Source organism: Peribacillus sp. FSL P2-0133 (assembly GCF_037975445.1).
GTDB classification, from domain to species: Bacteria; Bacillota; Bacilli; order Bacillales; family DSM-1321; genus Peribacillus; species Peribacillus simplex_E.
Map to the genome: position 1 here is coordinate 5,183,719 of NZ_CP150254.1, position 19,522 is coordinate 5,203,240.

The window sequence follows — 19,522 nt, forward strand, 5'->3', positions numbered from 1 at the left end:
AAAGGGCACTGTCATAGTCAGCGCCCCCTTTATCCTTATTCCATTAACGATGTTTGTCCAAGTTTTTAGATGATCGCTTTATTCCTGGCTTTTTTCATGGACATCGTTTTGTATTGATATATATTGCCCAGGTTGGCCACCGGGACATCTGTTTTAGTTGCATCAATGCAATTGCGTGTATCCAATATCAATTTATTGCTCATGAGATTCGATAGCTTATCATAATCCATCTGTTTAAATTCATCATGGTCAGTCAGGACAAGTATCAAGTCGGCATCATTTACAGCGTCTTCCACAGATACGACTGGCATCTTTCCGGATTGGACATGAGGGTCATGCAAGGCTACATCCATGTTGTCCATCCCCATCAAGATATTGACGACATCAATGGCGGGACTTTCACGAATATCATCTACATTTCCCTTGTACGCAAGACCGAAAACAGCTACTTTTGGCTTCCGGATCCCCTCTAGCATCATCCTTACGGAATTAACGATGTAATAAGGCATCGATACGTTGGTATCACGGGCCAATTTAATGATTCTCGCATACTCTGGTGCCTTTGCAACGACAAAATATGGATCGACCGCTAAACAATGGCCGCCAACGCCTGGCCCAGGTTGGTGTATATTGACACGAGGGTGTTTGTTTGCCATCGATATGACATCCAAAACATTGATGTCCAGCTCGAAACAGATTTTCGTCAGCTCATTCGCAAGGGCGATATTGACATCCCTGAAGGTGTTTTCCATCAGTTTGGACATTTCAGCCGTTTTCGCATCCGTCTGAATGATCTCCCCTTGAACGAAGGTTTTATAAACAAGACTTCCTTTATATGAGCATGTTTCCGTGATGCCCCCGACGATACGGTTATTATGAACCAACTCTTCAAGAATCCTTCCAGGTAAAACACGTTCCGGGCAATGAACGAGGAAAATGTCTTTTCCGATGGTAAGGCCCGTCCTCTCGATCATCGGTTTAATATGATCATCCATGCTTCTTGGTGCAATCGTCGATTCGATAATGATGACATTCCCTTTTTTGATAAAAGGAAGAATGTTGGAGGTTGCATCCATGACATGAGTTAAATCACAAGATTGGTGTATGTCCTTTTTATTTGGTGTAGGCACCGCGATAATGAAAACATCCGCATGTTCCGGGCTTAACGCAGCTCGGAACTTATTGGAAATAAGCACTTCTTGCAATACCTCTTCCAAACCTGGTTCTTCAATATGGAGCCTGCCGCTATTCAAATTGGAAATAATCTCAGGATGGATATCCACGCCGACAACATCGACACCGTGTTTCGCAAACATTAAAGAAGTCGGAAGTCCTATATAACCAAGTCCGATTGTACAAAGTTTCATATAAACCACTCCTATCTATTTTTCTGCTACACTCACATTTGTTAGGCTGTTTGATAGATTTCGATAAAGATTTCCTTCTCTTGTTTCCAATTGTATTTTTGTCGTGCCTTCAGGCAGTTATTGCTCATTTCCGCCCTTTTTTCAGGATGTTTCAATAAGTAATTGACGCCTTCGGCAATTGATTTTGGATCATGTGAATCGACACACACACCGATTTTTTCCGTATCGACAACCTTTTGAATTTCAGGAAAGCTGCAGGCAACCACAGGCACACCGCTCATCATGTATTCAAACAATTTATTTGAAGATGCGGAGTAGTGATTAAAGCAGACATTATTCAATATCTGAAAACCTAAATACGCATTTTTTGTATAATGGAGCAGCTCATCGACCGGAACCTTCGGCAGGAACTTAACACGATGCTCCAGATTCATGTCGCTTACTTTTTTCATTAATTCGTCCTTGATCCTTCCATCCCCGATAAAAACTACCGTCCCGCCTTCGATCATCGGTACAGCATCAACCAATTGCTCTAGCCCTCTTCCCATTTGCACGCCGCCTTGGTATAACAATATCGGTTCATTCTCTGGCAAATCGAGCAGCTCATGCAAATTCACTGCCGTACTTTCCTCAGGATTGGTTGGAATCGGGTAGTTATGGACCACCTTGGGATACAGACCATATAAGTCTTCGTTATACTTAGCTCTCGTATGGTTTTCGGCAATCATTTCATCGACGAACATTAATAGGAATTTCTCCATCATCCCGTAAATTCGGCTATTATATCCCGTTCTGCTCGTTTGTACCTCATGCGAGTCATAAATCAGCTTTTTTCTTCTCAACCATTTACTGCTGATCGCTCCCTGCATGAGAGTATTCAAGTCATTCGAATGATAAAAATCATATTTCCTTTTCCGGCCATGATAGATCATTTGACCAAAAATATAGCTCCTTGTTAATAGGGTCGGCAGCTTCGTTTTAGTGATGATCATGGTGCCCATCGCAAGGAGTGCAAGGGAACCGAACAGTATTCCCGATCCCAGCCAGCCGTTGATCAAGTTCAAGTTCCACAACGTATTCCAGACCAATAAGGCCAATAGAACGATTTCAAATTTCTTTTTCTTCAATTTGCCTACGATCCTGAGAATCCTATGAAGAGCCTCCCAGCGGTTATTCACCCTAGTGACGGAGAAACCATTTTGGTGTTTCTCCTTTTTGGGCAAATCCTTGATCTTCCAGTTATGAATGGCAATTAAATCGACTTCATAACCCGCTTCAGTAAGTGCTGTGCACTCTCTTAGGACCCTCGCATCGTTTGTAAAGTGATTCCACACGAACATACATACTTTCTTCGCCATGTTGTCCTCCACTTCCGGATTTTTCAGCCTGACGCCTCCATCACATTGATGAGACCTTTAATATTTTTAGACCATTGAAAATGTTGTTTAGCATACCGATGACCGTTTTCCCCCAGTTCTTCACGAAGGGCTGGATCTGAGGCCATGGTCAAGATATGCTGACAGATTTCATCAACATTCCTGCTCTCTGCCACCAACCCGCATTTCGCCTCTTTGAGCATCTTCTTGGCCCTGCCGTCCACATCACCGACAATCGGTTTTCCGACACACATATAATCGATGATTTTACCAGGCAAAACCTTATTGAAGACTTCTTTTTCAACCAAGCTCACATAGGCAATATGGGACGTTGAAACTTCATGAAGGGTCACTCTTCGATTCATCGCATTAATCATCTTAATATTAGTCAGCCCTCTAGAGCTTATCTCCTTCTCCACTTCGGATATCCGGTATCCATATCCAATCATCGAGAACTCGATTCGTTTATGTTCCCTTAGCTTTTCAGCCACGGCTATCAGTTTTTTCAAGTCCTGAGCCAGTCCGATATTCCCCGCATAAACGACTTTGATTACTTTTTCCGATACGGGTGTAAGCAAATTCTTTAACGTCAGCTCATCCGCAGTAAGCGAATTAGGGATGAATTGGATGGTCTCTTCCTTGACTCCCTTTGCAACGATATAATCCCTGAAACCAGGACTATTGATGATAATAAAATCCGAATGCCGATATAGCTTCCTTTCCAAGAAGAAAGCGATTTTCAAAACCCACTTATTAGTGAATACCCCAACTCCTATCAACGATTCCGGCCATAAATCCCTGACATCGGTAATGAGTTTCGCCTTCATCTTCTTCTTGGCGATCAACGCCGCAAATGTCGGGAAGATCGGCGGGGTCGTGGCAAACACATAATCATATTTTTTTTCGAGACGAATAATTGTATAAATGAAAAGCCACATCGCTTCAAGATAATGAAGCAACCGCTTCCCCATATTGCTTGTATACCTCTTCACTTTGTCCGGTTTAATCCTGATGACATCTTCTTCAATGCTTTCTTCATCCCAAAACTTTGTATCTTGATATAAACTTTGATTAGGATAACTCGGCTTCAATGTGATGACCGTTACCTCAAATCCGTTTCTTTTCAAATGGAGATATATATTTTTCATTCTATTTCCCGCACTTCCGATTTCCGGATAAAAGTTTTGTACGATCATCAGGACGCTTTTCATATTCGCCTATCACCTCTATTCTGCTTAGCTATGCTTCCTGCTTTATATTGTAAATGCCAGATATTAACTGAAGGTTAAAGAAATATAAAGTCCTCATTAATATTGTAAAAATTCTGTTAATTATTGTTTCATTTTTATATTTCCCATGAACTTCCCGTTATAATGGGGGAGACATTCAGAAGAGGAGGAAATGAGCATGCCTAAACAACGTATAAAGGTCATGACCGTATTTGGTACAAGACCAGAGGCTATCAAAATGGCACCAGTCGTTTTGGAACTGAAAAAGCATCAAGAAGAAATAGAAACCATCGTGGTGGTCACCGCCCAGCATAGGGAAATGCTCGACCAAGTCTTGCAATGTTTTCAAATAAAGCCAGATCACGATTTGGATATGATGAAGGATAGACAAACATTAGAAGAGATTACAACTCGCGGGCTTGAAAAATTGAGTTCGCTCATGAAAGATATAAAACCGGATATCGTCCTCGTTCATGGGGATACAACGACAACTTTCATCGCAAGCCTGGCCGCCTTCTATAATAAGATACAGATTGGTCACGTTGAAGCTGGTCTCCGTACTTGGAATAAGCAATCACCGTTCCCTGAAGAAATGAATCGACAGTTGACCGGAGTCTTGGCTGACTTGCACTTTGCGCCTACCAAGAGGGCTGCTGAAAATCTCCTAGCGGAAAACAAAAACAATGATTATATCCATATTACCGGAAACACTGTCATCGATGCCTTGAAAACAACGATACAAAAAGACTACATGCATCCGATTCTCTCCGGGTTGAATGGTGATAAAATGCTATTAATGACCGTACACCGCCGTGAAAATATCGGAAAACCAATGGAAGGAATATTCCGTTCCGTGAAACGGCTTCTTGATGAACACGGGGATATCCAAGTTGTTTTCCCCATTCATAAAAACCCAGTCGTTCGCGAAATCGCTCATGAGGTTTTCAACGATAATGATAGGCTGCATATAATAGAACCTTTAGAGGTGATTGATTTCCATAATTTTGCGGCGCGATCACATCTTATCCTGACAGATTCCGGAGGTGTGCAGGAAGAAGCCCCATCACTAGGCGTTCCCGTTCTCGTGCTGCGCGATACGACAGAACGTCCGGAAGGAATCGACGCTGGCACTCTCTTATTGGCAGGGATTGAAGAAGAACGAATTTATCAATTGACCAATAACCTGCTTACAAGCGAAGAGGCCTATAGAAAAATGGCGACAGCTTCCAACCCATATGGAGATGGATTCGCTTCACAGCGGATTGTCGAAATCCTGTTAAAGCATTGCGGAATGAAATCCCCCCTTCCTTTATGAAAAAGCACAAGAGAATAATGAGAAAAGCCTGTCACGTAAGCGGCAGGCTTTTTCTATTCAGCCAGATTAAAACAATGAGTACAAAACTAATCCTAATTTGAATTTGAAAATATTAGATACCTATGTGATAGTTTGGGTAGATCAATAACTTTAAATTGCTGGGAGGTGTTTAGATGTTCGGGGAAGATCCCAAGTGTGTTAAATGTGGTAAAGAAATTAAGGGGGATGAAGTCGTTCTTGTGAAAATGCGTTATCCGAAGCGTAAAGGGATGACTGAAATAAAGGCATATTTAAAAAATGAAGGAAGCTTCATCTGCGAAGTTTGTTTTGATAAGGAGGATAAAATCTCCCTGCCGAATTGATAGTCATGACACGAAACAGGAGGATTAGTATGAAAAATCAAGTTACCCCCCTAGCTAAGTATGGTAAGGTCAAGGATCAATTTGGTGTTCACTCGGACTTGAATTTCACAAAATGAATGTAAAAATGGCCACAAATACGCTTAGTATCTCCGGCCATTTTTAATAGGAATCATTCGCGAAAACCATCCATCATAACACATGAAAATAATTAAGGACATTTTTTCCAATCAATAAAATCGTGACGCAAATGAATAATATCCGCACATAGGAAGCACCTTTCTTAATTGCGAAGTTCGTTCCTACCAATGCTCCTGCGACCATTGCCAGACCCATCGGAATTCCATAGGCAAAATTGACGGTCCCCATAGATAAGAAAATGATAAGTGCGGCAATATTGCTCCCGAAATTCAATATTCTTGCATTCCCGGCAGCCTGGACAAAATCAAACCCGATAATCAAAAATGAAAATAATAAAAAGGAACCTGTGCCTGGTCCAAGAAAACCATCATAAAAGCCAATCGCAAATATTATGACTATCAAAAGAATCATTTTCTTCCTTTTCAGCCCTTTATACTTTGCATCTTTACCCCAATCCTTTTTTACCAACGTATAAATCGCGACAATGACCAGCAAAATCAAAATGAGGGGCTTCAGTATCTCTGCGGAAACGAAATGTACAACGTATGCTCCTAACACCGCTCCAATCACAGTAATCGGAAACAGCTTGATGACGAATTTGAAATCCACTTTTCCAGCCCGAATGAATGAAATCGTACTCGTTAAAGATCCCATTGTACCCGCCAGCTTGTTAGTGGCAAGTGCCGCTGAAGGCGAAATCCCCGTGAACAATAAAGCCGGAATGGAAATTAATCCGCCCCCGCCCACAACGGAATCGATGAATGCGGCAATAAAACCCGCAAGTACTAAAAATAGCAAAGTATAGAGATTGATATCCTCCATGTGTACCCCTTCTTTCAAAAGCACTATCTATAATGCCTTACTCATTTTTCATCCAGATAATCGTATAACCTTTCCTCTGAAATGACCGTGAATCCATGCCGCCTAAGCAAAGCCGCGGTCACTCCATTCCCGACCTTCTTCTCCCCCTTGAATTCCCCATTATAAATCGTGGCACTTCCACAGGATGGACTATTTTCTTTCAAAACGACTAGCGTCGCCCCTACCTCCTGGGCTTTCAATAATGTAAGATTCGCTCCCTTTATGTACAGATCCGTTACATCCCTGCCCGACTTTTCGATGATCTTCGCTTTTCCATCAAGGACATCCCCACCTTCACCGCCAACTATCTCCGCAGGATCCCTCGGTGTCGAAAAACCGCCAAGCAACTCTGGACAAACCGCTATCGCCTTTTTCTCCTTCACTAATTCCATAATTCTATCATCCAAGCTGTGTGTACCATTGTATCTTACCTCAAGGCCCGCTAAACAAGAACTCACTAAAATCATCAAATCACCCAACCTCATGCGCTTTACACCATTTTACCATTCTTTTAATGACAATCATTTCGAAGATTGAATCCACAAGGGATTTTGCGCTGATAAGATGTCGGTTGGAATATTGGCGTGTAAGTCGAATTATGGGAGTTTACGGCCGATTTCGTTGGGCAAATGTCGGATTATTGGAGCGTTGGTGCTATTATTGGCGCACAGGTCGAATTATGCAACACAATCAAAAAAAGCGCTTGCTGCGAGACGATTCCCGGCAAGCGCTTGTCTATTTAGTTAGTTGAGTTCAGTGATAGTAGTTGGTACGTAATGATGGTCTTTTCACTTGTCCATTCAATTTTTTGGATAACGGCTGTTCCGCTTGAGTCAGATTGAATCGTCTTGCGGACATCGATTGGAATATCGATAGGGTATAACCTGTAACCATCTTTCGACAGCCGAAAAATGTTTTCTTCTTCACGGGTTTCGTTCCCTTTTGTAACGATCATGGTATTTAGCTCCATAGGCATGCCCATGTGTATCTCCTCCTCTTGCCAATATATACTTCATTCTATCATTTTTCGGTTTTACTTTTCATCCAAGATGTTAAATCTTCGACTACTTTTCTGTTCACGGCGGGTGGGAAGTAATGCGTGAATTGAGGGAAATACCAGCTCTCGACCTCTTTGTCGTGCATTTTCAACCTTTTTTCCAAACGGTACGCGTGTTCAATGGCGACATTGTCATCTTTTTCACCATGAATGATCAGAACGGGTACATTCAAATCTTCAATTGCAAACAATGGCGTACGGTATTCATACTGCTCGGGGCATTTTTTAGGTGTTCCGCCAATGACCCGCTTCATCATCCGACGCATATCGACACGTTCGACATATGTTAAAAACATATCCGACACACCTCCCCATGTGACGATCGACGCTGCATTCCTGCAGTATATCCCAGTCCAAAGCGCCATGATGCCGCCACGGGAAAATCCGAGGATATGAATGTGATCCTTGTTCACCCGGGGGTGCTGTTCAAGAAGATTGAATCCTGATATCGCATCGAATCTATCTTCGCCTCCAAAATCCTCATCTCCCTCCCCTCCTTGATTACCACGGTAAAAAGGAGCAAAAACGATGAAGCCTTCTACAGCATACTGCACGATCCTTGCAGGCCTCACCTTGCCGACATTTTTTATCCCGCCGCGTAAATATAAGAAAGCGTCATGTATTTCGCCATCAACCGGTTCAGCTAGAAGCCCCTTTACCTTCAGGCCTTGTGATATGTATGTGACTGAATAAAGATGGATTCGTGGATGCGGTGATGGAAACCGCCGTTTTGAAATAATCGTTCCGTTCTCCAATTTCCACTCTCCTTTCTCTTTATTCTTATTGTAAAACATCCGCTTGTTTTTATCCCCTGAGAGGCATTCACATTTTTTTCTTCCGTTCATACGATAATGTAGGCAAAATACCTATATATCAAGGAGGAAGGACTTTTGAAAAAATGGTGTAAAGCAGGTGTCGTGTTTTTACTTCTGTGCATGCTGGTGATCCCGCTTGGAGCATGCAGCAACAAGGAAAAGGAACAGGAAACAACGAAGGTCAGGGTTGCCGAAGTAACCCGCTCCCTTTTCTATACACCGCAATATGTAGCGATTGAAAAGGGATTTTTTAAAGATGAGGGTCTAAGCATTGATTTGAAAACGACGGCAGGCGGCGACAAGACGATGACCGCACTTCTGACCGATGGTGCGGATATTGCTCTCGTCGGCTCTGAAACATCGATTTACGTTCAGGCACAAGATTCGAAAGAACCTGTCATCAACTTCGCTCAATTAACACAGACGGATGGAACGTTTCTTGTTTCACGTGAAAAAATTGACAACTTCAATTGGGATATGCTGAAAAACTCTACATTCCTAGGTCAGCGAAAAGGCGGAATGCCACAAATGGCCGGCGAGTTCGTATTGAAAAAACATAACATAGACCCGAAAAAAGATTTGAACCTCATCCAGAATATTGATTTTGCGAATGTCGCAACTGCCTTCGCTTCCGGAACCGGCGATTTCGTTCAACTGTTCGAACCAACGGCCAGTGTTTTTGAAAAAGAAGGAAAAGGCTATATCGTCGCTTCTTTCGGCACTGAGTCCGGGCATCTTCCCTATACAGTTTATATGGCTAAGGAAAGCTATTTGAAAGAAGACAAAGAGACTGTCGAAAAATTCACGAGGGCATTGAAGAAAGCACAGGATTGGGTTCAAGAAAATGATGCTGCCGAAATTGCCGAAGTTATTCAGCCGTATTTTGAAGATACCAATATCGAGACGATGGAAACAGTTATCAACCGCTACAAAGAACAAGGATCCTTTGCCACAGACCCCATTCTTGATGAAGAAGAATGGAACAATCTGCAAAACATCATGGATGAAGCAGGCGAGCTACCTTCACGTATAAGCCATGATGAGCTGGTCAATACCGATTTTGCTGAAGAAGTCACAAAATAGCATAGCTAAAGGTAAGGAGGATGTCCGATGAGCTTTTTAAAAATCCAAGACATTCACCATACTTATTTTTCAAATCAGACGGCAGCGACCGCACTAGCGGACATTTCCCTCGACATTGAAAAAGGTGAATTCGTCTCTTTTCTAGGTCCGAGCGGCTGCGGAAAAACCACCCTGCTTTCCATCATCGCCGGGCTATTTCCGCCCACTGCAGGAAAGATCCTGCTCGAAAACAAACCGCTGAAAGCCAACAGTGACCTTTCAATCGGCTATATGCTGCAGCAGGATTATCTATTTCCATGGAAGACGATAGAAGAAAATATATTATTAGGATTGAAACTGATTAAAAAAGATGAAGGCCTTGAAAGAATAAAAACGCTGAAACTTTTAAGTGACGTTGGATTGGGAGGCACCGGAAAATCATATCCGCGCGAACTCTCGGGAGGAATGAGGCAAAGGGCAGCACTGGCACGGACACTGGCGGTCGACCCAAAAATCCTTTTGCTTGATGAACCATTTTCGGCTCTTGATTACCAAACGAAGCTGAAGCTGGAAGACCTTGTTTTTGAAACCCTGAAATCCTTCGGAAAGACAGCCGTGCTCGTCACCCATGATATCGGTGAAGCCATTGCAATGAGCGACCGCATCTATCTGTTTTCCGCGAACCCGGGAAGCGTGCACAAAATCTTCAAAGTGCCCGATGAACTGTGTGAACTCACGCCTTTCCATGCACGAAACCATCCACAGTATCCGATGCTATTCCAAACAATCTGGAAGGAGCTTGAGAGCCTTGAATATTGAACAGCTTCATAACCAATATAAAACCTCATTAAAAAAAGAAAACAGGCTCATCCGCTTTTATCAGATCCTGATTTTCATCGTTTTTTTCAGCAGTTGGGAAATTTTATCCCGAACGGAAGTGATAGATCCGCTCATCTTCAGCTCCCCAACTAAAGTATGGCATCTTTTCATACAGAAACTAGGTGATGGAACACTGCTATCTCATTCCGGAGTGACGCTATTCGAGACCGTTCTCGGCTTTATCATAGGGACACTGCTTGGAACGATCCTGGCATCCCTGCTTTGGTGGTCGCCAAGATTATCCAAAACACTTGACCCCTATCTCGTCATTTTAAATGCCATGCCGAAAGTGGCACTCGGCCCCATCATCATTGTAGCATTCGGTCCTGGCTTTCCATCCATCATCTCGATGGGGGCGATCATCTCCATCATCATCACCACCATCGTCGTCTACACCGCATTTCGCGAAGTCGACCCGAACTACCTGAAGGTACTCCAAACTTTTGGCGCCACAAGAACACAAGCTTTTCGAGAAGCCATATTACCCGCCTCCTTCCCAACGATCATCTCGACATTGAAAGTGAATGTCGGCCTCTCCTGGGTCGGCGTCATCGTAGGGGAATTCCTTGTTTCGGCCAAAGGACTCGGCTACCTCATCATTTATGGCTTTCAAGTCTTCAACTTTACCCTTGTAATGCTTGCCTTAATGATCATTGCCGTCTTTGCCACAATCATGTATCAACTAGTAGAACTGCTCGAGCGAAAATTAATCAAAGACTAACCAAACTGCCGATAACCCTCGGCAGTTTTTCATTCATGCTGAGATAAAACATGAATTTAGTTGAGTTTCAGCGATTTATTCGTGAGTTTTGGCGATTTACTCGTGAGTTTCGGTCATTTACTCGTGAGTTTTGGCTATTTACTCGTGAATTGGGCTGTTACTCATGAGTTTCAGCGATTTACTCGTGAGTTTCGAACATTTACTCGTGAGTTCCGGCAGATTCACTCGTTTCTCAGCAAAATGGCATCATCCAGTCTTGATAAGCTCAACGGTACAATTTCGTCTTTCATGATGAAGCTAAACTCCTCACCGAGTACATCCGGCAATGCTTCCAAAAAGATCGGGCCCTCCGTTTCCAGGTAATTCTGTTTCTTCTCTACTTCACGCAATACAGCGTAGTATATTGATTTAACGAATGGCTTCACTGGATCATGTACTTTATATTGTCCTAAAAATTGCAGCTGGCCCACCAAGCCTCCTGTTTCTTCATACACTTCCCTTATGGCCGTTTCTTCAATCGATTCCCCTGCTTCCCGCTTTCCTCCGGGGAACTCCAACCCCCGCTCTTTGTGTTTGGTCAATACCCACCTGCCCTTATATCTGCTTAGCACAAAAACATGCCAAGATTCTCCAAAGACAGGATCCTCGGAGTATTCCACCTTATATCCGTTCTTATCAAAAAAACGTTTCATTTTTCCCCTTCTCTCCATATAAGAAATAATGCTATGTCCCTTCTATCATTATATGGGTAAAAAAAACCAGTATCCAGCCAGAATCTGCATCACATCAAAAAAACGATGGACCCTCAATATTCGAGGCCATCGTCTGTTGGTTTTGCCTGTAAAATCCCCATGCTTTCTATATGCCGTCTTCCTTCATCAGTACCTAGAGCATAAATCATTTCGTAAATTTTTTGGAGCGTGATATCCTGTTTATCATTTTCACGGTCAAAATGGTATTGAAGGTATGGGACATGTGCCCGGTAAAAATTTTCATCCCCTACTGAATAATTATAATCAAATAATTCACGTAACTTGATGATTTCATTATCGGTCGCCTCGATTTCGAAATTCCATGGAGAACTTTCCCTATCTTGTGTTATCTGCCCATTCGGAAGCCAAATGTAATATTTTTTCCTGTTTTCAGACACATCCATCCACCCTTTCCATATATACTACGCTTATTTTTCACGTATTTCCCGACTTCATACAATGGAAAATTTTGTTTACAGAAGAACAAAGATATTAAATAATAGATTAAAGTATCTTTCAAAGGGTAAAACATATAATAAGCCCAAGCATCCCTTAAGATTTTTATATGCACCCAGAGGTTTTTTTGATAACCTACATATAAAGAGATAACGGATTTCTAATAAATGTGAGGTGAGAGTTTTGAAGTTAATTGAAGAATTATACAATATGTACCGTGATAAGCTGACTGGTGATGAAGAAGATATTGATATGCTTACTTTTGCGGTTCTGGAACAACTTGACCGCAAGGAAATTTTCGAATTGCTTCAAGAGATGGATGATCAAGAACTGACCAATTTAATGGGCCTTTACATTATTGAAACGTTAAAAGGGAAGTTCGCTCAAAATAGTTTGAACGACACGAAACCTACACATTTTCCGCCAAGGAATATTCATTAATACATACCTTGTCAGGTGTCCCTCTTTTGATGGATGCCTTTTTTATTGTTTTAACCAGAAAAAAAGCCCTACCGAAGCAGAGCTTTTCCTATATCTTAATGTCCTAAATACGCTCGCAGCATCCAAGCATGTTTGTTTAAGCTTTTCTTCATGCCTGTCAGCATATCAGCCGTAACCGGATCTTCTTCTTCGGCAACTGCGATGATTTCCTGGAACTCTTCGGAAAGCTTCTCAAAATCACTGATGACGCTTTGAACCATATCTTCTGTATTTTCATTACCTGTCGCTTCTTCGATCGTCGTTAATTCCATGTACTCTTTAAGGGTGGCAACCGGTTTTTCACCAATGGCCAATAACCTTTCAGCCAATTCATCATAGTTGGATGTCACTTCTTTATATAACTCTTCCAATTTTTGGTGAAGTTCAAAGAAGTGCGGTCCATTCACGAACCAGTGGTAATTATGGATTTTCGTATAAAGAACACTGAAGTTTGCAATTTCCTTATTCACTAAAGTTCCTAATTTTTTCTGAGCCATAAATATCTACCTCCGTAAGTTGGTTATACCTTTATAATTCCCTCTATTCCAAAATTGAAACATTTTCTAATTATGTTCTTATGCTAAAATGAATCTAAATTGTGAACGATAGGAGCTGTGATGTATGATTACGGTTTTAGTCATATCCATTATTGTGATTCTGATTGTATTGGCCTTATCGGTCCTAACAATCGGAAAGGGTTACAGCTACAAGCATACAGTGGACCCCATCGATCCTTTGCCTGAGGATGAAGGAAAAAAAGAAGAACCCGAAAAATGAAAAAAGTTCCTGTCACAAATATGACAGGAACTTTTTTATTAACCGAAAACTTTATGAAGATCTGCTTTATCTTGTGCAAGCCAGAAATTCATTAATTTCTTAGCCCCTTCAAGATCATGCAATTTTGCTTGGCCGCATTGTTTTTCGTTTGCAGCTGGAATTTCGGTAATTGTAACAGCATCCTTGAATGTATCTTCAAGAACATCGATGATTTCCGTCACTGTCGGCTCACCGCTGACAACAAGGTAATATCCTGTTTGACATCCCATTGGCGAAATATCGATTATATCAAAATGATCGTAGCGCTCGGAATGCTTACGGATATTGAATGCAAGCAAGTGTTCCAGGGTATGGATCGTATCCGGCTTCATCGCTTGTTTATTCGGCTGGCAAAAACGGATATCAAATTTATTAACAACACCGTCTGTTCCTACCTTATGGACACCGCAATGTCTAACATATGGGGCTTTAACAGCATTATGATCTAATTCAAAGCTTTCAACTGAAGGCATTTAATTCACTCCTTAATTGTATGTCATCTCTATTTTACCTTGAATAACAATATATTTCATCCTTTAAAATTAATTCTTATTATATCAATCGGAATACCTATATACTTATTCCTTTTTTACCCTTATTGGAAATTTAGAAAATATGCTATAATGAAGGGTAGCGAATTTACTCGAAAAGAGATGAAAGCATTGTGTTGAAAAAAATATTAATGGGAATCATCCGTTTTTACCAAGTTGCTATTTCTCCATTAAAACCGCCTACCTGCCGTTTTTACCCAACTTGTTCCCATTATGGTTTGGAAGCGATCAATCGGTTCGGACCGATAAAAGGAAGCTGGTTAGCACTCATCCGGATTCTTAAATGTCATCCGTTTCATCCAGGGGGCATTGACCTTGTTCCTGAAAAAAAAGAAAAAAGTGAGGACCAATAGAAAAAAACCTTGCTTTCTTTTGCAATCTTTTGTATCATACAGAAGTCAAATCGTAATCATTTCGTTTTTACCACATAACATTCAAATCGTAATCAATACGAATTATAAAGGAGCATTTCATATGAAAATCCGAGCATTGCTCTCACTTTTCCTTGTTACTGCGGTATTTCTGTCAGCCTGCGGTAACTCAAAGGGAGAATCGAGTAAAGAAGAAACCAAGGATGCCTTAAATATATATACGACGGTTTACCCTTTACAGTACTTCACGGAGGCCATTGGCGGGGAGTACGTAAATGTCGAAACGGTTTATCCTCCCGGAACGGATGAACACTCATTCGAACCCTCTCAAAAAGATATTGTAAAAATGGCTGAGTCAGACCTATTTTTCTATATTGGCTATAATCTAGAAGGCTTTGTAACCAAGGCTGAACCAATTCTAAGCAAAGAAGGCGTCAGTACGATTGCGGTGGGCGAAACGGTTCATCTTGATGAGCATGCACACGAAGAGGAACATGCACATGAAGAAGACGGTCATGACCATGGGGGCGTTAATCCGCATTTGTGGTTAGATCCCATCTATTCCATTGACATGGCTAAAACCATCAAGGACGAATTAACGAAAAAAATGCCGGAGCAGGAAGAATATTTCAACAATCATTTCAACGAGCTTTCCGAAAAGCTTGAGGCACTTGATGAAAAATTCGCGACGACGATCGAGTCGGGCCGTACCAATAAGATCATCGTTTCCCATTCTGCATATGGTTATTGGGAGGAACGCTATGGATTGGAACAAATTGGCGTCACAGGACTAACATCTTCAAACGAACCTTCTCAAAAGGAACTGGGGAAAATCGTAACCATGGCTAAAGAAGAAGACTTGAACTACGTCATCTTTGAGCAAAATATCAGTTCTAAACTAACCGAGATCATCCAAAAGGAAATGGGAGCGAAATCACTTGAGCTCCATAACCTTTCCGTGTTGACGGATAAAGATATCAAAGCCGGTGAAGATTACTTCAGTTTAATGGAAAAGAATGTTAAGACACTTCAAACTGCATTGCAATAGGAAAAAAAGCGGGCCCATTGGGTCCGCTCTTTTTTTGTCCCCGCTATTTAATGAGTGTTTTCGTTATTCCTTTAAATGCTTTTCACGGATCTTTTCCATCTTCGTCATCAATTCGGTTCCAATCGTTGATTCGAATTCCGGATAGATGACGGTCATCTCATCCATCCATTCTTTCTTTTCTTCATCTGACAGTTTATAGATGTCGATATTCGATTTTTGCTGGATTTCCTTAAGCTGTTCCTGATTCAATTCATTTGATTTGATCCATAGCCATTTCGTTGTATCATCCATCGCCCGTTGGATTTGCTGTTGAATGTCCAACGGGAGTTTGTTCCAAAACGGCTTGTTTATCATGACGACATACCCTAAATAGCCATGATCACTGATCGTTAAATATTTTTGCACCTCATATAATTTCTTGGAATAGATATTCGAAATCGTGTTTTCCTGGCTGTCCGTTTCATTGATTTCAAGGCTTTTAAACGTTTCATTAAACTCCAGCTCAGAAGTTGTCGCCCCAAAATGATTGAATTGGCTTTCCAGGACTGCACTTGGCATGATTCTAAAATTCTTTCCTGCAAAATCACTTGGATGCCGTATCGGTTTACTGCTTGTAATCTGTTTATAGTTATTCGACCAAAATGCGAGTCCTTCGATATCGATGGTGTTCAGCTGCTTAAGCAGCTCTTCCCCCACTTCCCCATTCAATGCTTCCTGCAACGCAGCGTCCGTCGGAAAGACGTAAGGAAGGTCCAATAGCATCCATTTCTTTGATATGCTCGTAATTTTAGATGTAGTTGGAGCAATCATCTGCACCTTGTTTTCTTGTAATGCTTCGATTTCTTCATGATCACTATATAATGACTGATTAGGATAAACTTCAATCTTGACCCGATGGTCTGTATATTCATCGACAAGTTGGGCAAACCGGTTCGCAGCTAGCCCTTTAGGTGTATTTTCGGCAACGACATGACTGAACTTAATCACGATTTGATCCTTCATCCCGATCTGCTCCTCATCCTTCGGCAAATTGAAACCGAAGCTTGTAAAGAACGATTGAAACGATATATACACTGCTATCAACAGCCCCAGGCCAATTAATAATAAGTACCCCCATAATGCACGCATACCGACAACTCCTCACCGCTCACTTCACATTATCACTATTCTATCACAGCTTTTTACTGTCGTAATACAATGCGCGAAAAATAGCGAAAAGTGATAGAAATTCTGTTACTATAAAGTATAGAAGTAATGGAGGAAAAACAATGGATAAATCCTTTCATATGCCCATTCAAATTAAAATCACCCTGCTATCATTCGTAATCGTCGCTTTTTCGATACTAATAGGCGGGATTTTTATATTCGGAAACATCGTTTCGGTCAGGGAAGATGAAATCGGCAAACGATCCATGATCACTGCCCATACCATTGCCGAGCTCCCTGAAGTACAAAAATTGGTCCGTGAGCCCGAAGGATGGACGCAGCTCAATCCGATTATTGAAAACTTAAGGAAAATCCATCAAGCAGATTATATAGTTGTGCTTAACAATCAGCATATACGTTATTCCCATCCGGTGTTCAGCCAATTGGGGACCCCTTCGGAAAGCAGTGATGAAAGCGCTGCGTTCGCTGAGCACGAGTATCTTTCAAAGGCGGCTGGCGAACTTGGCATTTCCGTTCGCGCCTTTGTCCCGATCCTTGATAAAGATAGAGAGCAAATCGGCGTCGTTCTTGTAGGGAATATCTTGCCTACGATACCGGAGTTAATCAAGGATCTGAAAGGCGAAATCGCGATCATCCTGGTCCTTACACTTCTATTCGGGGTATGCGGCTCATGGCTCATGGCAAAAAGGATAAAAAAAGAGACCTTCCAACTTGAACCACATGAAATTTCAAGGATGTTGGTTGAAAGGACAGCCGCATTCAATGCGATGCATGAAGGGGTCATCGCCATAGATAATAATGAAACAATCACGATTTTCAATGAAAAGGCTAAGCAAATATTCAATATCAACGGTGAAGTCATAGGCAAGAATATCAATGATATTATACATGATACCCGTCTCCCGGAAGTGCTCGACCGGACATCTCCCATCTTCAATCAGGAAATCTCCGTTCAAAACAGGAATATTGTAAGCAACCGGGTACCGATAAAGATTGTGGATAAAACGATCGGTGCTGTGGCCATTTTCCAGGATCGCACCGATGTGACGAAGCTAGCTGAAGAGTTGACTAGTGTCAAAGCATTCGTTGAAGCCCTGCGTGTTCAAAACCATGAACATATGAACAAACTTCATACGATAGCCGGATTAATCCAGCTAGGTAATCTTGACGAAGCGCTGCATTACATTTTTCAAATCACGGAAGAACAAGAGGAATTGACCAGGTTTTTAACGAAGCACATTCACGATGATAATTTAGTGGGGCTGATATTAAGCAAGATCTCATTGGGACGGGAACTCGGAATTGAGCTCATCATGGACAAGCACACGAAATTGGACCGCTTCCCCGCTGATTTGGATCATCACGATTTTGTTTTGATAATCGGAAACCTGATCGAAAACTCATTCGCAGCGTTAAAGCATTGTTCTGAGGAAACAAAACAAGTTTATTTATCAATCTACCAGGATGAACGTCATTGTCAAATCGTGCTTGAGGATAATGGACCCGGCATTCCCGAGGACATTCATAAAGATATATTCGAGTATGGTTTTACAACAAAAGGTGCGGAAGGATCAGGAATTGGTCTTTATCTAATAGACCAAATTGTAAAAAAAGCGAACGGCGAAATGAAATTCACGACACGCCCTAACGAAGGAACAAGCTTTTTTCTTTCTTTTCCGATGCACGATATAGAGGAGAACCAAAATGACTAACGAAATTCGTGTACTTTTAATTGAAGACGACCCAATGGTCCAAGAGGTCAACAAACAGTTCATCGAGCGCCTGCCTGCCTTTAAAGTCGTTGATACAGCTTCAAATGGGCTTGAAGGTCTGGTAAAAATCAGGCAGTCTAATCCCGACCTTGTCATTTTGGACATCTTCATGCCTTCTTTAAACGGGGTTGATACACTTTATCAAATCAGAAAAGAGCAAATTGATGTGGATGTCATCATCATTTCAGCGGCAAATGATCAGAAAACGATCCGAAAAATGATGCAGAACGGGGCTTTTGACTATTTAATCAAGCCATTTAAATTCGATAGGCTAAAACATACGCTGGAACAATACTTCGCTTTTCGGATGGAGGTTGAACCTGACCATCAAATTTCTCAAACCCAGCTCGACCGAATTCTCTTTCAAAATAAAACACATTCTGAAGCGAGTCCGAAATATGATGTTCCCAAAGGATTGAATGGCGCGACTCTTGAGCAGGTGACGAAATTCATAAAGACCCAGCCTGGGTCACTTTCTGCAGAAGAAGTGGCTGATGGGATTGGTATCGCCAGAGTTACAGCAAGGCGCTATCTTGAATACCTGCATGGCGAAGAAGTCCTTCAGCTTGACGTACAGTATGGCAGCATAGGCCGCCCTGTCAATAGGTACCGGCTTAAAAAACCTTAAAACGCATGGGGACCGGCTCGGAACGGTTCCCTTTTTACTTTCATTCTTTACGCACCTGTCTTCCGGTCATAGAGGCCCCACTTTCTCTTCAAAAGAAACAGCTCGCACTCCTGCAAAGCCGTCACTTCTTTTATGACATAGTCAGGCATGCCTCTTCTCAGTAGAATTTCCGCAATTAGGTACGGTTTTTTCATACACTCTCCCCTCCCTTTCCCTTGGTTGCCATTCATTTAATTCCATTATACAAAATAATCCAATAAAGAAAAAATAGACAAAACCCCATTTTCCGAAAAAAAATA

24 protein-coding genes are annotated in these 19,522 nt (G+C 41.8%); 11 read left to right on the top strand and 13 right to left on the bottom strand.

Features of this window, described 5'->3' with window-relative positions; translation table 11 throughout:
* Window positions 1–65: 65 nt before the first annotated feature.
* The 3 genes from MKY17_RS24945 to MKY17_RS24955 are packed head-to-tail and all read right to left on the bottom strand — an operon-like array spanning window position 66 to window position 3,954.
* Complete coding sequence (locus MKY17_RS24945) at window positions 66–1,367, bottom strand: nucleotide sugar dehydrogenase (RefSeq protein ID WP_098369251.1); 1,302 nt, start codon at window positions 1,365–1,367, stop codon at window positions 66–68.
* A 41-nt stretch (window positions 1,368–1,408) separates the two neighbouring features.
* Window positions 1,409–2,725 carry a glycosyltransferase gene (locus MKY17_RS24950; RefSeq protein WP_260399860.1) on the bottom strand — a complete coding sequence of 439 codons (1,317 nt, stop codon included), beginning with the start codon at window positions 2,723–2,725 and terminating at the stop codon, window positions 1,409–1,411.
* Between the two features lie 23 nt (window positions 2,726–2,748).
* On the bottom strand, window positions 2,749–3,954 hold the full coding sequence (locus MKY17_RS24955) for a glycosyltransferase family 4 protein (RefSeq protein ID WP_339201034.1): 1,206 nt from the start codon (window positions 3,952–3,954) through the stop codon (window positions 2,749–2,751).
* Window positions 3,955–4,144: 190 nt separating this feature from the next.
* Here MKY17_RS24955 and wecB point away from each other — a divergent pair, with 190 nt between their 5' ends.
* Together wecB and MKY17_RS24965 are read left to right on the top strand one after the other, a co-directional pair.
* On the top strand, window positions 4,145–5,287 hold the full coding sequence (gene wecB, locus MKY17_RS24960; RefSeq protein WP_098369250.1) for a UDP-N-acetylglucosamine 2-epimerase (non-hydrolyzing): 1,143 nt from the start codon (window positions 4,145–4,147) through the stop codon (window positions 5,285–5,287).
* A 173-nt stretch (window positions 5,288–5,460) separates the two neighbouring features.
* Window positions 5,461–5,649, top strand: a complete 189-nt coding sequence (locus tag MKY17_RS24965) for a Fe3+ hydroxamate ABC transporter substrate-binding protein (RefSeq protein ID WP_141994705.1) — start codon at window positions 5,461–5,463, stop codon at window positions 5,647–5,649.
* 189 nt (window positions 5,650–5,838) lie between these two features.
* Here the strand turns inward: MKY17_RS24965 and MKY17_RS24970 are convergent, their stop codons facing one another.
* From MKY17_RS24970 to MKY17_RS24985, 4 genes are all read right to left on the bottom strand, one after another.
* Complete coding sequence (locus MKY17_RS24970; protein WP_339201037.1) at window positions 5,839–6,609, bottom strand: TSUP family transporter; 771 nt, start codon at window positions 6,607–6,609, stop codon at window positions 5,839–5,841.
* Window positions 6,610–6,650: 41 nt separating this feature from the next.
* On the bottom strand, window positions 6,651–7,115 hold the full coding sequence (locus tag MKY17_RS24975; protein WP_141994719.1) for a DUF523 domain-containing protein: 465 nt from the start codon (window positions 7,113–7,115) through the stop codon (window positions 6,651–6,653).
* Window positions 7,116–7,387: 272 nt separating this feature from the next.
* On the bottom strand, window positions 7,388–7,630 hold the full coding sequence (locus MKY17_RS24980; RefSeq protein ID WP_076370015.1) for a DUF2584 domain-containing protein: 243 nt from the start codon (window positions 7,628–7,630) through the stop codon (window positions 7,388–7,390).
* Window positions 7,631–7,668: 38 nt separating this feature from the next.
* A complete protein-coding gene (locus MKY17_RS24985; protein WP_260399859.1) occupies window positions 7,669–8,460 on the bottom strand; it encodes a prolyl oligopeptidase family serine peptidase in 792 nt (263 codons plus the stop codon).
* Between the two features lie 180 nt (window positions 8,461–8,640).
* Here MKY17_RS24985 and MKY17_RS24990 point away from each other — a divergent pair, with 180 nt between their 5' ends.
* The 3 genes from MKY17_RS24990 to MKY17_RS25000 are packed head-to-tail and all read left to right on the top strand — an operon-like array spanning window position 8,641 to window position 11,182.
* On the top strand, window positions 8,641–9,603 hold the full coding sequence (locus MKY17_RS24990) for an ABC transporter substrate-binding protein (protein ID WP_144529375.1): 963 nt from the start codon (window positions 8,641–8,643) through the stop codon (window positions 9,601–9,603).
* A 27-nt stretch (window positions 9,604–9,630) separates the two neighbouring features.
* Window positions 9,631–10,401 (top strand): ABC transporter ATP-binding protein, encoded by a 771-nt coding sequence (locus MKY17_RS24995; RefSeq protein WP_098369246.1) that lies wholly within the window; start codon window positions 9,631–9,633, stop codon window positions 10,399–10,401.
* Window positions 10,391–11,182, top strand: a complete 792-nt coding sequence (locus MKY17_RS25000; RefSeq protein ID WP_260398182.1) for an ABC transporter permease — start codon at window positions 10,391–10,393, stop codon at window positions 11,180–11,182. Before MKY17_RS24995 ends, MKY17_RS25000 begins: the two co-directional genes overlap by 11 nt.
* A gap of 221 nt (window positions 11,183–11,403) precedes the next feature.
* Here MKY17_RS25000 and ytkD read toward each other — a convergent pair whose 3' ends face one another.
* On the bottom strand, window positions 11,404–11,874 hold the full coding sequence (ytkD, locus tag MKY17_RS25005) for an RNA deprotection pyrophosphohydrolase (protein WP_339201043.1): 471 nt from the start codon (window positions 11,872–11,874) through the stop codon (window positions 11,404–11,406).
* A gap of 113 nt (window positions 11,875–11,987) precedes the next feature.
* A complete protein-coding gene (locus MKY17_RS25010) occupies window positions 11,988–12,332 on the bottom strand; it encodes a hydrolase (protein WP_339201044.1) in 345 nt (114 codons plus the stop codon).
* Between the two features lie 241 nt (window positions 12,333–12,573).
* On the opposite strand from MKY17_RS25010, the gene MKY17_RS25015 reads away from it, so the two are divergent.
* A complete protein-coding gene (locus MKY17_RS25015; RefSeq protein ID WP_339201045.1) occupies window positions 12,574–12,831 on the top strand; it encodes a DUF6154 family protein in 258 nt (85 codons plus the stop codon).
* Between the two features lie 95 nt (window positions 12,832–12,926).
* On the opposite strand, the gene MKY17_RS25020 is transcribed toward MKY17_RS25015, so the two are convergent.
* Window positions 12,927–13,367, bottom strand: a complete 441-nt coding sequence (locus tag MKY17_RS25020) for a DNA starvation/stationary phase protection protein (protein WP_339201046.1) — start codon at window positions 13,365–13,367, stop codon at window positions 12,927–12,929.
* A gap of 124 nt (window positions 13,368–13,491) precedes the next feature.
* Between MKY17_RS25020 and ytzI the strand changes: the two genes are divergently transcribed.
* A complete protein-coding gene (gene ytzI / locus MKY17_RS25025; protein WP_081108936.1) occupies window positions 13,492–13,647 on the top strand; it encodes a YtzI protein in 156 nt (51 codons plus the stop codon).
* 38 nt (window positions 13,648–13,685) lie between these two features.
* Here ytzI and MKY17_RS25030 read toward each other — a convergent pair whose 3' ends face one another.
* Window positions 13,686–14,159, bottom strand: coding sequence for an S-ribosylhomocysteine lyase (locus tag MKY17_RS25030; RefSeq protein ID WP_098369240.1), 474 nt, complete (start codon window positions 14,157–14,159; stop codon window positions 13,686–13,688).
* Between the two features lie 191 nt (window positions 14,160–14,350).
* On the opposite strand from MKY17_RS25030, the gene yidD reads away from it, so the two are divergent.
* Window positions 14,351–14,590, top strand: coding sequence for a membrane protein insertion efficiency factor YidD (yidD, locus tag MKY17_RS25035; protein ID WP_076369996.1), 240 nt, complete (start codon window positions 14,351–14,353; stop codon window positions 14,588–14,590).
* A gap of 121 nt (window positions 14,591–14,711) precedes the next feature.
* Complete coding sequence (locus tag MKY17_RS25040) at window positions 14,712–15,656, top strand: zinc ABC transporter substrate-binding protein (RefSeq protein WP_098369296.1); 945 nt, start codon at window positions 14,712–14,714, stop codon at window positions 15,654–15,656.
* A gap of 63 nt (window positions 15,657–15,719) precedes the next feature.
* On the opposite strand, the gene MKY17_RS25045 is transcribed toward MKY17_RS25040, so the two are convergent.
* Window positions 15,720–16,784 carry a DctP family TRAP transporter solute-binding subunit gene (locus MKY17_RS25045; RefSeq protein WP_098369239.1) on the bottom strand — a complete coding sequence of 355 codons (1,065 nt, stop codon included), beginning with the start codon at window positions 16,782–16,784 and terminating at the stop codon, window positions 15,720–15,722.
* A 140-nt stretch (window positions 16,785–16,924) separates the two neighbouring features.
* On the opposite strand from MKY17_RS25045, the gene MKY17_RS25050 reads away from it, so the two are divergent.
* Window positions 16,925–18,535, top strand: a complete 1,611-nt coding sequence (locus MKY17_RS25050; protein ID WP_179890952.1) for a sensor histidine kinase — start codon at window positions 16,925–16,927, stop codon at window positions 18,533–18,535.
* Complete coding sequence (locus MKY17_RS25055) at window positions 18,528–19,223, top strand: response regulator (RefSeq protein WP_098369238.1); 696 nt, start codon at window positions 18,528–18,530, stop codon at window positions 19,221–19,223. Before MKY17_RS25050 ends, MKY17_RS25055 begins: the two co-directional genes overlap by 8 nt.
* A 47-nt stretch (window positions 19,224–19,270) precedes the next feature.
* Here MKY17_RS25055 and MKY17_RS25060 read toward each other — a convergent pair whose 3' ends face one another.
* Window positions 19,271–19,417, bottom strand: coding sequence for a hypothetical protein (locus tag MKY17_RS25060; RefSeq protein WP_179890951.1), 147 nt, complete (start codon window positions 19,415–19,417; stop codon window positions 19,271–19,273).
* Window positions 19,418–19,522 lie beyond the last annotated feature (105 nt).

Coding starts and splice junctions, on each gene's coding strand:
- MKY17_RS25045 (WP_098369239.1), bottom strand. CDS start 16,784: ATGCGTGCATTATGGGGGTACTTATTATTAATTGGCCTGGGGCTGTTG.
- MKY17_RS24990 (WP_144529375.1), top strand. CDS start 8,641: ATGCTGGTGATCCCGCTTGGAGCATGCAGCAACAAGGAAAAGGAACAG.
- MKY17_RS25020 (WP_339201046.1), bottom strand. CDS start 13,367: ATGGCTCAGAAAAAATTAGGAACTTTAGTGAATAAGGAAATTGCAAAC.
- MKY17_RS25055 (WP_098369238.1), top strand. CDS start 18,528: ATGACTAACGAAATTCGTGTACTTTTAATTGAAGACGACCCAATGGTC.
- MKY17_RS25050 (WP_179890952.1), top strand. CDS start 16,925: ATGGATAAATCCTTTCATATGCCCATTCAAATTAAAATCACCCTGCTA.
- MKY17_RS24975 (WP_141994719.1), bottom strand. CDS start 7,115: ATGATTTTAGTGAGTTCTTGTTTAGCGGGCCTTGAGGTAAGATACAAT.
- MKY17_RS25060 (WP_179890951.1), bottom strand. CDS start 19,417: ATGAAAAAACCGTACCTAATTGCGGAAATTCTACTGAGAAGAGGCATG.
- MKY17_RS24970 (WP_339201037.1), bottom strand. CDS start 6,609: ATGGAGGATATCAATCTCTATACTTTGCTATTTTTAGTACTTGCGGGT.
- MKY17_RS24995 (WP_098369246.1), top strand. CDS start 9,631: ATGAGCTTTTTAAAAATCCAAGACATTCACCATACTTATTTTTCAAAT.
- MKY17_RS25030 (WP_098369240.1), bottom strand. CDS start 14,159: ATGCCTTCAGTTGAAAGCTTTGAATTAGATCATAATGCTGTTAAAGCC.
- MKY17_RS24965 (WP_141994705.1), top strand. CDS start 5,461: ATGTTCGGGGAAGATCCCAAGTGTGTTAAATGTGGTAAAGAAATTAAG.
- MKY17_RS24980 (WP_076370015.1), bottom strand. CDS start 7,630: ATGGGCATGCCTATGGAGCTAAATACCATGATCGTTACAAAAGGGAAC.
- ytzI (WP_081108936.1), top strand. CDS start 13,492: ATGATTACGGTTTTAGTCATATCCATTATTGTGATTCTGATTGTATTG.
- MKY17_RS24945 (WP_098369251.1), bottom strand. CDS start 1,367: ATGAAACTTTGTACAATCGGACTTGGTTATATAGGACTTCCGACTTCT.
- MKY17_RS24955 (WP_339201034.1), bottom strand. CDS start 3,954: ATGAAAAGCGTCCTGATGATCGTACAAAACTTTTATCCGGAAATCGGA.
- wecB (WP_098369250.1), top strand. CDS start 4,145: ATGAGCATGCCTAAACAACGTATAAAGGTCATGACCGTATTTGGTACA.
- ytkD (WP_339201043.1), bottom strand. CDS start 11,874: ATGAAACGTTTTTTTGATAAGAACGGATATAAGGTGGAATACTCCGAG.
- MKY17_RS25040 (WP_098369296.1), top strand. CDS start 14,712: ATGAAAATCCGAGCATTGCTCTCACTTTTCCTTGTTACTGCGGTATTT.
- MKY17_RS24950 (WP_260399860.1), bottom strand. CDS start 2,725: ATGGCGAAGAAAGTATGTATGTTCGTGTGGAATCACTTTACAAACGAT.